The organism is Candidatus Protofrankia californiensis, from assembly GCF_900634765.1.
GTDB lineage: Bacteria > Actinomycetota > Actinomycetes > Frankiales > Frankiaceae > Protofrankia > Protofrankia californiensis.
This window is the reverse complement of sequence record NZ_CAAAFT010000006.1, coordinates 1-10,784: the sequence shown is the minus strand read 5'-3', so window position 1 is coordinate 10,784 and position 10,784 is coordinate 1. Positions and strand designations below refer to the sequence as shown.

Annotated in this window: 9 protein-coding genes and 1 pseudogene; 9 read left to right on the top strand and 1 reads right to left on the bottom strand. The window is 69.6% G+C overall.

What is annotated here, in order from left to right; all coding sequences use genetic code 11:
- On the bottom strand, positions 1–508 hold a 508-nt coding region (locus DD1DGNOD_RS00240), incomplete at its 3' end, for a hypothetical protein (RefSeq protein WP_165036303.1).
- Positions 509–952: 444 nt separating this feature from the next.
- On the opposite strand from DD1DGNOD_RS00240, the gene cas10 reads away from it, so the two are divergent.
- The 9 genes and pseudogenes from cas10 to DD1DGNOD_RS00190 all read left to right on the top strand — a co-directional run.
- The gene (gene cas10, locus DD1DGNOD_RS00230) at positions 953–2,836 is read left to right on the top strand and encodes a type III-B CRISPR-associated protein Cas10/Cmr2 (protein ID WP_131769170.1); all 1,884 of its coding nucleotides are present in this window, start codon (positions 953–955) and stop codon (positions 2,834–2,836) included.
- On the top strand, positions 2,833–4,068 hold the full coding sequence (locus DD1DGNOD_RS00225) for a type III-B CRISPR module-associated Cmr3 family protein (protein WP_131765447.1): 1,236 nt from the start codon (positions 2,833–2,835) through the stop codon (positions 4,066–4,068). Before cas10 ends, DD1DGNOD_RS00225 begins: the two co-directional genes overlap by 4 nt.
- Positions 4,068–5,018, top strand: a complete 951-nt coding sequence (gene cmr4, locus DD1DGNOD_RS00220; protein WP_165034752.1) for a type III-B CRISPR module RAMP protein Cmr4 — start codon at positions 4,068–4,070, stop codon at positions 5,016–5,018. The genes DD1DGNOD_RS00225 and cmr4 overlap by 1 nt, the downstream gene beginning before the upstream one ends.
- Positions 5,018–5,422: a type III-B CRISPR module-associated protein Cmr5 gene (gene cmr5 / locus DD1DGNOD_RS00215; protein ID WP_131769169.1), complete on the top strand. Its 405-nt coding sequence runs from the start codon at positions 5,018–5,020 to the stop codon at positions 5,420–5,422. Before cmr4 ends, cmr5 begins: the two co-directional genes overlap by 1 nt.
- Positions 5,419–6,468: a type III-B CRISPR module RAMP protein Cmr6 gene (gene cmr6 / locus DD1DGNOD_RS00205; protein WP_165036301.1), complete on the top strand. Its 1,050-nt coding sequence runs from the start codon at positions 5,419–5,421 to the stop codon at positions 6,466–6,468. Before cmr5 ends, cmr6 begins: the two co-directional genes overlap by 4 nt.
- Positions 6,465–7,400: a hypothetical protein gene (locus DD1DGNOD_RS00200; protein WP_131765450.1), complete on the top strand. Its 936-nt coding sequence runs from the start codon at positions 6,465–6,467 to the stop codon at positions 7,398–7,400. The genes cmr6 and DD1DGNOD_RS00200 overlap by 4 nt, the downstream gene beginning before the upstream one ends.
- The gene (locus DD1DGNOD_RS26280) at positions 7,397–8,911 is read left to right on the top strand and encodes a hypothetical protein (protein ID WP_165036299.1); all 1,515 of its coding nucleotides are present in this window, start codon (positions 7,397–7,399) and stop codon (positions 8,909–8,911) included. The genes DD1DGNOD_RS00200 and DD1DGNOD_RS26280 overlap by 4 nt, the downstream gene beginning before the upstream one ends.
- The gene (locus tag DD1DGNOD_RS00195) at positions 8,911–10,188 is read left to right on the top strand and encodes an RAMP superfamily CRISPR-associated protein (RefSeq protein ID WP_131765452.1); all 1,278 of its coding nucleotides are present in this window, start codon (positions 8,911–8,913) and stop codon (positions 10,186–10,188) included. Before DD1DGNOD_RS26280 ends, DD1DGNOD_RS00195 begins: the two co-directional genes overlap by 1 nt.
- A gap of 299 nt (positions 10,189–10,487) precedes the next feature.
- A pseudogene (locus DD1DGNOD_RS00190) lies at positions 10,488–10,784 on the top strand (hypothetical protein); the annotation flags it as partial.

The window sequence follows — 10,784 nt, the reverse complement described above, 5'->3', positions numbered from 1 at the left end:
CAGCCGGCTCGAACGCGGCGAGGCGCAGCATCCGGGGATAGCCGTCGTCGGCCCAGGTCAGGTACTTCAAGTAACCGGCGACGATCTCCCGGAAGACCAACTGGTTGGTGCCGGCGACCATCAGGGGTTCACCGTCACCGGGTACGTTGCGGGAGAAGTCCCACAGCAGGTCGATGCCGTCCGTTGCCAACTCGCGGGCGGCCAGGACGTAGTCGCGTCCGAACTCTCGTTGGAGGGCTTTGAGCGCGGGCCGTGCCCTCGCGATTCGCAGTCCGGCCTGGCGCAGCGCCGTCAGGACGTGGGCCTCGGCGAGGGCGATGAACGGAACACGGGCTTGTCGCTGTTCGGCGGGCAGAACGTGTACCAGCGGTTGTCCCTCATAGCTGACGGCCCACCGGCGGAATGTTCGCGGCGGCAGCGCCAGGCAGCGGGCGGCGTCCTGTATGGATAGCAGGCCGACTCCGAACCGCGGATCGGTGGGGGCGTCACCGTTTGCCTGCGACTGCACGGCTGAACCTCCGCAACACCACTGAACTAATGGTCAAAACGAAAGTCGCGACCTGCCAACGTCTCGACGAACCCGAAACCCCCCGACTTCTTGATCATAATCCCGGTCCGAGCGGTCCGAGCGGTCCGAGCGGTCCGAGCGGTCCGAGCGGTCCGAGCGGTCCGAGCGGTCCGAGCGCGTCCGCTGCTTCCCGCGGTTGCCTGGACGCAGCGTACATCAACATCTGCCGCGGGATCGCGGTGAGCATGAACGACCTCCACGGCTGGCGGTCGGATGTCCGCCCGCTGTGCCGACGCCGGTTCGGCAGCCGGGCTGTTCGGACTTTCCGTGAGCAAGGTTCCACCCCACGCGGTGGTTGTTCAGGGCCTGGTGCTAATGTTGCCGCTACTTCGATGATCATATTTCGGGGTTTGGGTGGAGAAATGCCAGCGGGACGGGGGGTCCATGGCTGACGGGTACGTCATGCTGACGTTGGGTGGGGTCCAGGAGTTCATCGCGGCTTCTCGGCGGACAGCCGACCTGTGGACGGCGAGCAGGTTGATGTCGCGGTTGTGCCAGGTCGCGGTGGCGGCGGTGGCGGACGGGAACGGCGAGCCGGTGCTCCCGGCCGCCGCTGACGTCCCGGACGGGCTCCCGAACCGGATTTTCGCGGTGGTTCCCGCCGGAGGCGCCAGAAGCCTCGCGGAGCACGTTTCGGCAAAGGTCCACGCCGAGTGGCGTGGCTTGCGCAAGGTGACGTTCGAGAGCCCGGACGACGATACGGCCGCGAGCCTCGACACCTTTCCGGTCGTGCGCTGGGTTGGCTGGAAGGCCCCCGCCGGCGGCAACGGTGCCGCACCAGGGGAAAGCGACTCCGAGGAAAGCGACTACGAACAGGGATGGCGGGTTGTCTCGGCTGCGAGCCAGGCCCGCAAGCGGGCCCGTGACTTCAAGCTATACGTCGGGCATGGCGTCCAGCCGTGTTCGCTGTGCGGGAGAATGGAAGGCGCCGCGTCGGATTCCCCGGCCATTCCCGACCGCCTGAGGTTCGCTTCGGGTGAACGCCTGTGCCCGGTCTGCGCGGTCAAACGCGATCCGGACGTCGCTGAGTACCTCGCGGGGGAACGCGCGGTTTTCCCGTCCACGGCGTCGATCGCGACCGCCCCGTTCCGCGTTCGCATAGTCAAGGCCCTGGCCGGCGAGAATGTCAGCGGTCCGCTGCTGGACGCCGTGAGAAGGCATCGCGACGCGGTACACGGTGTCACCTCCGCGCTGCGGAAGGCAGGGGCCAAGCCCCCTGGCAATCTTGAACGTCCTGGCGCGCTCCCGGCGCTGGAGGCGATGACCCGGCCCCTCGGCGACGTCATCGCCGGCTGGTCCCGGCTGGAGGGCTCCTGGTGTCTGGTCGACACCTGGCAGCCGGAGTCCCTCCTGCACGAGAGTGGGTTGCGGCTGCTCGCGGGTGACCAGCGTCACGCCGAGGTCACCCGGGCGTGCTCCGAAGGGCGGAACGCCTGCGAGGATCTTGTCAAGGCGCTCGCCAGGGTGTCGGGTCCTGGTCGCCCGCCGGCCAGCTACCTGGCATTGATTGTCCAGGATGCCGACGACATGGGCCGTGCCCTGTCGCACGCGCGGATGCCCGCGGGCCGGGTAATGCGGGAATGGCACGGTCAGGTCTCCAAGGGGCTCGTGGCGATCGCGAGGGAGCAGGCCGAGGCCCTCGAGGACGAGCACGGCCGGGCCGTCTACGCGGGTGGGGATGACCTGCTGGGGCTCGTCCCCGCGGCGAACGCGCTGCGGGCCGCGGGCCGATGCCGGGAACTGTTCGTTACCGGGACGCAGGGCCTGCTGACGCGGCCTTCCGTGTCGACCGCGGTCGTGTTCTTCCACGTCAGCTATCCGTTGCAGGATGCGCTCGGTCGCGCCCGGGACGCCTTGAAGGCGGCCAAGCAGCGCAAAGGGAAGGCGAGCCTTGCGCTGGTGGTGCTGCGCCGGGGCGGTGAGCGGGCCGCGAGCGTCCTGCCGTGGCGGGGCCGTAGTGGCTCCGATCCGGCGACGTCGCTGGCGGGCTTGGTCGAGGGCTTCTGCGGTGGCCTGTCGCCCCGGCTTCTCCACGATATGTACGACGAGCGGCACGGCATCGCCGAACTCGCGGGTTCGAGCCTTGACTACGGCGCCGAGGTCAGTCGCCTGGTCACCCGGCACAGCGGGCCGGGGAGCCCGCTCGCGCAGTTCGTCGGGCGGGTCCGCGAGGTCGAGCCCTCGACGGACCGGCTCCGTGCCAGCGACGTGGTCGCCTGGGTCGACGCGTTGGAGATCGCCAGGTTCGTCGCCCAGGAGGGACGATGAGCATTACCGTGCCGGAGTCCCCGGCAGCACACGCTGAGGAGCGCGGGGAGACCGACGGCGAAGCGTCGGCATGGGTGCTGTTCCACCCGTTGGATGTGGTGACATTCCGGGACGGCCGTCCCTTCACGACCGGGATGACGGCGACCGCGCACACGACCTTGCCACGGCCGACCTCAACCGGTGGGGCGCTGCGTACCGTCTTCGGCTCCAACCCGCTGCGGATCACCGGACCGGTGCTGGTCCGGACAGGTGGTCCCAGAGCACGGGTGCTGTTGCCCGCGCCGGCCGATCTTGTCGTTGACGACCGTGTGCCGCGTCGCCTGCGCCTGCACGAGCATCCTGGCGAGGATGCCGGTGCCGACCTGTTCCTGCCGGCAGGCGTTGAGTCGGATCTTGACTTTCGAGCCGCGGAACCGGGGGGCCTTGGGTTCTTGACCGGGGCAGGGGAGCCGAGCGGCGCCTATCTGTCCAGTGAAGCGCTCACCGGCTACCTGGATGGCGATCCGTCCCGCGCGTTGGAGCACCTTGAGGCATCCGCCGCTGGGACATCCGCCGCTGGGACATCCAGCGCCGGGGGGCGGCGGCAGGAGCCGCTGGTGCGGGAAAGCCGTCTCGGTATTGCCCGCCACGCTCGCTCGTCCCGCGACGGCGCCGGGCGTACGACGCTGCCTGGCTTTCTTTACCAGGCCGATTTCTGGCGTCCGTCCGAGACCGGCGATGGGAATGCGACCGGTTCCGCAGGCGTCGCGTTCGGTTGCCGGGTGTGGTTCAGGTCCGCTGTGCCGGAGCCGGTGGTGACGGTCGTGCGGCTCGGTGGTGAAGCTCGCCAGGCGGCCGTGACGGTCGTTTCCGGCGGCGCGGGGCTTCCGGCGCTGCCGAAGGCCCCGGAGCGGTTCCCGGACGGGAGGGTGCTGCTGTACCTGGCCACACCCGCAGTGTTCCGGGATGGTTGGCTGCCTGAGCTCCCGGACGGCGCGAGGCTGCGAGGCGCCTGCACCCTGGGTCCCGAGGTGATTACCGGCATCGACGGTGACTCTCAGCGGGGACGGCCACTGCGGTGGGCGGTGGCTGCCGGCAGCGTCTACTTCCTGGAATTCGACGATCCGGCCGAGGCGGAGGTCTTTGCCCGGAAGGCACACGGCGAGTGCTTGCCCCAGATGCAGGACCGGACGGGCCCGAAAAACTGGATGCGCACGGTGGGTTTCGGCCTGTGCCTGGTTGGGAGATGGTGATGGGCGACAGCGCCCTGCTGTACTGCTATGCGGAAACCGCCGTCCACGCGGGCGGGTCGGACAGTGTCGGTGTGATCGACCTGCCGATCCAGCGGGAGTCGACGACCCGCCTGCCGACGATCTGGGGGCAGAGCGCCAAGGGAGCGCTGCGTGACCACGCGCGGGAAGACCGGAAGAACTGGCCGGACGTGGAGAAGGTGTTCGGGTCGGCCCCGCCGGGCAGCCCCGGCGCGGACACCGAGCCGCCGAAACCGGGCTGGCTGGCGGTCGGGGACCTGCGGCTCGTCGCCTTCCCCGTGCCGACGCTGCGCAACACCTTCGCCTGGGCCAGCAGCCCGCTGTTACTGGCTCGCCAGACGAGGATGGCGGAGCTCGCCGGGGTCCGCGGCCTCCCGCCGATCCCCACGGTGGATGCCGGCAGCGTCGTGCCGGCCGCCTCGTTCTGGGCCGAGCCCGGCGCGCGGCTCGCGGTCGGCGAATACGACCTGGCGGCCAAGCCGGTCGAGCAGGCCGTAACGGCCTGGGCCGGCTGGCTCGCGGACAACGCCCTACCCGCCGCACCTGCGCAACCCAGGCAACCCACTGCGGGTACGGCGAACGCGTCCGATCCCTTCGCTTTCTTCCGCGACAAGCTGCGCACCGATCTGTTGCTGGTCAGCGACGGCGACCTGGCGGCACTCACCGAGGAGCACGTCGAGCTACTACCTCGAATCCAGCTCGAGTCGGAGGCCAAGACGGTCAAGCACGGACCCTGGTACACCGAGTACCTGCCAGCAGAGACGATCATGTGTTCGTTGCTGCGGGACTGCCTGGCGGACACCTCCGCATCCGAGCCGGCTCGCCTGGACGGTCTGCGCACACGCCTCGACGGTGAGCTGCTGGTCGCCGGCGGCGACGAGACGTTGGGCAAGGGCCTGCTGTGGCTGCGCTGGCGTGGGAAGGACGCCTGATGGCCCGGCGGGACCAGAATCTGGCGGTCGTCTCCTGGCAGCTCGTCGACGGGGTGCCCACGCCGGCCCGGCCGGACTTCCGCAGCCGGGCGATGAACCTCGGTCCGATGCTGGTCGGCTCCGGGCTTGCGGCGACCGCAGCCTTCCACGAGGCCAAAGCCGGGCCGGGCCGACCGACCAAGCCGCTCAACCAGGCGTATCGCATCCTGGTCGACGCCCTCGCCAGGCACGTGCTCGCAACGTCGGACGCGAACGGCAAGGCGTTGGTCCTGGATGTCGGGACGATGGACATCGCCGACTACCGCAGGGCGTCGGCGGACGCCCGCGCGTTCGCGTTGTGGGTCCGCCGCGCAGCCGAGGCGCTGATCCCAGCGGCGGCAGGCCGGGACGAGGCACGGCCGTGACCCGTCTGGCCGGTCCGCTCGGCAATGTCGTCACCTACTCGCCGGCGGGCAACGACACACCGGGCCTGATATTGATCACCAGTGGTGGCGGCAAACCCGTCGCGGCGAGCTCGAAGGCGTCAACTGCGAACGGAGCTCTGCTGCTGCGTCGCGCGATCTGGCAGGAGGAACTCCCGCCGAACCAGCGGGAGGCAGCCGACCAGGCGCTGCGGGAGGCGACCGTCCGGGCTCTCGACCCGTCCGGCCGGCTGCTGGAGGCTGCCCGCCGTCGCCGGGCCGCGGCCGTAGCCCGCATGGAGGAGCGAGGCCGGACGGTGCGGACGCTGCGGGTGCGGCCGGTGTGGCGGGTGGTGATCGGCCTCGGTGAGCAGACGCCGGCCGAGATCGGCATGAGCGTGCACGGCACCTACGGGGTTCCGGTGCTGCCCGGCTCGGCGTTGAAAGGCGCGGCTCGGGCCTGCGCCCGGCAGGACTACCCCGAGTCCTACCGGGACTACGGCCGGATCGTGTTCGGTAAGGAACCGGGTGAGGTCCGACGGGCAGGGGAGGACACCGGCGCAGACGATGCCCGTCGCCCTCCCGACGAGAACCTTCCTGGCGGGAACCCGTCTGACGAGGCGACCGGCGAGGCGACCGGCGATGACGACGACTCTCCCCCGGACGGGCGGTTCGTGTTTCTCGACGCCCTGCCGGAGCTGCCCGCCAGGGCCGCTGGTACCGGGGTGGAAATCGACGTCATGAACCCGCATGTCCCCGACTATTACGGTGACCCCGCCATCGCCCCACCGTCCGAGTACCAGCAGCCGGTCCCCGTGGCCTTCTACACGGTGACCTCCGCGGTCGCCTTCACCGTCCACGTCGTCGGCAGGGGGCACGACCCGGATCTGCCCGAACTCGCGGCATCCGATGACGACGACGGCCCGGTCGCGTGGCTGTCGACGGCGCTGCGGGACTGGGGTCTCGGCGCCAAGACCAACGCCGGCTACGGCTACTTCACCGTCGAGACCGCCGGCGCCGAACCGGTCCCTGCCAAGGACCGCGGATGACCGTCCACCTGCTGCCGTGCGGCACGTCGATCCTGACGAATCTGCTGCCGCCTCGGTCCGTCACCTCGCTGGGGTGGGACGACGTCGAGGTCCTGACCGAATGGGCGGGCCGGACGCTCACGGACGCGCTGGACCGGCCACAGACGTGGGTCGAGTCCTTCCGTACCGAGATCGGCCCCTATCTGACGCCGATTGCGGACTGCCAGCGTCCGGGGAAGCTCAGCGCCGAGGTCGCCAGTCTGCATCGTTACCCGTCCCGTTACAGTGCGCTCATGCCCGACGACCGGGTGGTTCTGCTGGCATCCGATACGGCGGAGGGCATGCTTGCCGCGTTGCTGAACGCTGCCCGGTTCCGCCGGCCCGTGCGGGTGCACGCCCAGCCGGTCCTCGACAGCACTGCCGAGGGCGTGCCGCTCATTGATGCCGGGTCCGGCGAGCCGGTGCACATCCTCGAACCAGTGCACATCCTGCGGATCCCCGGACTGCTGCCCGACAGGACGACGACCTTTACCGAGGCCATCGAGAACGTGGCAAAGGCACTGGTATGGGCCGCCCTGTTGCACCGGCCGCCGAGAACAGAGCTCGCCCTGCACCTTTCCGGTGGGTACAAGGCCACGCTGCCCTATCTGGTGTCATTCGCCGAATACGTCAAAGGTGAACGTCCGCCACTGCGCGCGTTCTGCCTGCACGAAGGGAATACGGAAGATCCGAACGGTGAAAATCCGAACGATCTGGTGGAAATCTACCTGCGGGCCACCAGGATCAAGGACGACATGAACGAACTTGCCGTCGTCGCCGAGACGGACCGTCTTCCAGCGAATTCCGACCGGCTGCTCGACTTCGCCTACACGAGCGTCCGCGGCCAGGCCCGGCTCACCCCGCTCGGTCGGGGTCTGGTGGCGATGCGCCCGTACCTGACCGGTGTGGTGTGACCACCCTTGAGCGGCTGCTTGCCGAGGGCCTTCCCCGTGAGATGATCATGGACGCGGCGGGCTGGACGGCCGTTGCCGACGATTTTCCCCAGGAAGCCGGAGGGGGTACCACCAGCGGTGTCCGTTTCACGGTCGATGGTGTCAGCGTTAGCCTGCCCGACGTGCGCAAGCGGTGGGGTAACGCGGCCAACGCCGCCGAGGCCGTGTACGAGTTGGCTGCGCAGGTGCGTGTCAAGGAACCCAGCATCCTGACGAGGAGCTTTCCCGCCCTTGCCGTCGGGCTTGTCCGGGGAGGGCCGCCTGCGCGCCTCCCCGCCGAGGATGGGCAGCTGTCCGCCGAGGATGGGTGGCTGGTCGCGGTCCGCCTTGCCGAGGCCGTCCGGATCGTCCTGGAGGACGCGGCCACCGCTGGCGACCGGACCGCGGCCCGCATCCTGCCTCTGGTCCACCGCACGCGCTTCCTGCTCCTGTGGGCGCCGCGGCGTTTTCCCTCTGTTCAGTTTCCGGTTGACCCGGGGGCGTTCGGGTCGCTGGAGGCGTTCCTTCCCCGCGCCGAACAGGCACGCCTGGACTGGGCGCTCGACCTTGTCAACCACGAGGAGCACCCGCAGTTGCTGTCCTGGCAGGCGGAGAAACTGGACGCGGAACTGCGGCGTCTCGCCTTCGTGGACACAGCCTCCGCGGACACCGCCGGCGCGAATACCGCCGGCGCGGGCCGGCACGAGCTGCTTTCCACGCCGCTGCCCGCAACCGCGATGCCGGCAACCGCGCTGCCGGCGGCAACCGGCGATCCTGACCCGGGCTTCCGGACCTGGCTGGTGCGCGAGGCCTTCCTGCCCCGGTTCATGCTGCTGCCGTCCTGGCGGGTGCTGCGCCCCACGGTGGGACGCCGTCCGCTCGGAGTCCTTCTGTTGATGGCGACGGTGCTGCTGGCTCCGGTGGTGGCGGTGGTGTTCGACACACATCCCCTCGGGGTCCTGCGCGGTGTGGCCGCCGTGACCGGGGCCGCTTATCTTGCGATGTTCCTGCTCGCCGCCCGACGCCGGGAAATGACCAATCTGTGGTGCCTGCGGCTACCGGCAGGGGCGGCGCTCGGCATGGCCGCGTTGATCTCGCTGGATGACGCGTGGGCACACACGAATACCTGGATATGGCCGGTGATCGCCTCTGCCGCGCTGCTCACGGTCGCTACCGGTTATCTGGCGTTCGAGGCCCAGGGACACGGCATCCCCGGCGGCCGGATCCTCGCCGGTCGGGTGCTGGCGGTGGTCGCTCTGGGTTTCGCGCACGCGGTCGGGGTGGCCTCGCTGGTTCTGGCCGCGGTCGTGCCGGCGGTGAAGCCGGACCTGGCCCAGACGCTCGCCGGGCCGGGCGCGACCCCACCGGCCGTATTGCTCACGCTTGCCGCCTCGGTGGGGCTCGCCGCGGGCGTCCTTCTCCAGATGCTGTGGGACGACCGCCCGGTCACCTATCCGCTCACCCATCTGCCCTGGAGAGGACGGGCCCGCTGATGGCGCCGGCACCCTGGATTCCCGTAGGCGTGACGGTCACAACCCCGATGTTTCTCGCCCCGGGGCCGGACGCGCGGTCCGAGCTGCGGATGCCGGGAATCCGCGGGGCGGCGCGGTTCTGGTTCCGTGCCCTTGCCGCGCCTGTCTTCGGCGATGACTACGCCGCGCTGGCCCGCGCCGAGTCCGAGGTGTTCGGAACCGCCGGTGGCCGGTACGACGAGACCCGCATAGGGCCGTCCCCGGTCGCTCTTCGTCTGGTCAGACCGCCGACGCTTGACCCGCCGCCTTCAAAGAAGGATCTGCGGTCCCCCGGCTGGCTCCGGCTGCGACCCGACGCCGAACGCCGCACGCACGGCATCGGCTATCTGCTTGGCCAGGGCCTGTTCCTGCCGCCATCACCGAACGAGAACCGGGAACATCCGGAGCTGGCCCGGCCCCACCACATCCCTGCCGGCGCGACCGGGACGTTCGCTGTACGGATCGGCGCGCGGGACGACCCGTCCTTCGCGGACTACGTAGGCGAGGTTACCGGGATCTCCCTGTGGGCGTTGGCGACCTTCGGGGGGCTCGGCGCGCGGGTCCGCCGCGGATTCGGCGGGGTCGGTTTCGCCGGACTCGAACAGCTGTGTGGCGTGATCGGCGAGAGTACGGACGCAGAGCCGTCCCGTGACCACCCGGCGATTCTGCGCCTGCACGAGCTCGTCGCCGAGCGTCACGGCCACCGCCCGCTCCTGCGCCGGAGCAGCCCGCGGCCGCTGGGCACGAGTGGGGCGTGGCCGACCGCGCCGACCTGGGCGCGTTGGCACATCCTCCTGTCGAAACAGACCGGATCGTGGCCACAGCTCCTCCACCACGCCGGATTCAGGCTGCGTGAATTCCGGGCGCCCGTGGACCGCGGACCGGAGTTCAACGCCTTCAAAAGATGGGTCACGCGGGAATACGTCGACGCCGTCGTCCCGACCCTGAAAGGGCAGCATCCGGACGGCCGGGATTTCGCGATCGGCTCGTTCGGCCTGCCCGTCGTCTTCGGTAAGGACGCCGAGGTCAAGCTCAGGCGGGGGAGGGATGAACTACGGCGGGCATCACCGCTGTGGATACGCGTCCATCAGGACCCGGATGGCCGCTGCAGGCTGCTCTACCATGTCTTCGAGGCGACGATAGGGCCGGCGAACGCCACCCTCGACCTGGAGACTAGGAGACGGCCGCCCGAGCACCTGCACCTCGATGAGGCCATGACCTACCGCACCATCGCCGAATTCCTCGCGACCGCCCCTTGAACCCCGGCTCCCTGCCCCGACTCCTTGAAACCCCGGTGCATGGCGCATGCCCGCCGCCCGCCATCGAGGGCCTACGCCACCGCAGTCCACCTTCGCCTGAAGCGGTCGCATTATATCAAGTGAGCATGAACATGATCGGTACAGTGAGCCATTCCCAGCAATGATCTGTTACGTTTCGTGACCGTTACGGGGTGTGAGAGTCCCTGGGGGCTGTGGGGGGGCTGTGACGACGAAGGCGCGGGGTTCCGGTAGCAAGGTTGTTCTGACCAAAGAGCAACCCGAAGGAACCCCGCGCCTCGATGAGTCTCACATACACCGCCGAGCTGCCTCTTGGCGATCACACCGTCTTCCGCCTGGCGGGTCTTCTCATCGCGGAGCGTCAACGCCGCGGCACCCGCAACGGCATCCGCACGCTGTCCGCGCTGGAACAGGCCGTCGTGGTCCTGCGCTGGTTCTGTGACGGCCTCAAGACCAAACAGCTCTTCCGGGATCATGGAGTGTCCCGGTCGGTGGGCTACCGCTACCTGCACGAGGGCATCGCCGTGCTTGCCTGGCAGGCCCCTAATGGGACGTACCGGGTCGGCGTAAGGCAGGCT

Excerpts from the sequence above, each read along its gene's own strand:
- cas10 (WP_131769170.1), top strand. The coding sequence starts at position 953 with ATGGCTGACGGGTACGTCATGCTGACGTTGGGTGGGGTCCAGGAGTTC.
- DD1DGNOD_RS00225 (WP_131765447.1), top strand. The coding sequence starts at position 2,833 with ATGAGCATTACCGTGCCGGAGTCCCCGGCAGCACACGCTGAGGAGCGC.
- cmr4 (WP_165034752.1), top strand. The coding sequence starts at position 4,068 with ATGGGCGACAGCGCCCTGCTGTACTGCTATGCGGAAACCGCCGTCCAC.
- cmr5 (WP_131769169.1), top strand. The coding sequence starts at position 5,018 with ATGGCCCGGCGGGACCAGAATCTGGCGGTCGTCTCCTGGCAGCTCGTC.
- DD1DGNOD_RS00200 (WP_131765450.1), top strand. The coding sequence starts at position 6,465 with ATGACCGTCCACCTGCTGCCGTGCGGCACGTCGATCCTGACGAATCTG.
- DD1DGNOD_RS00195 (WP_131765452.1), top strand. The coding sequence starts at position 8,911 with ATGGCGCCGGCACCCTGGATTCCCGTAGGCGTGACGGTCACAACCCCG.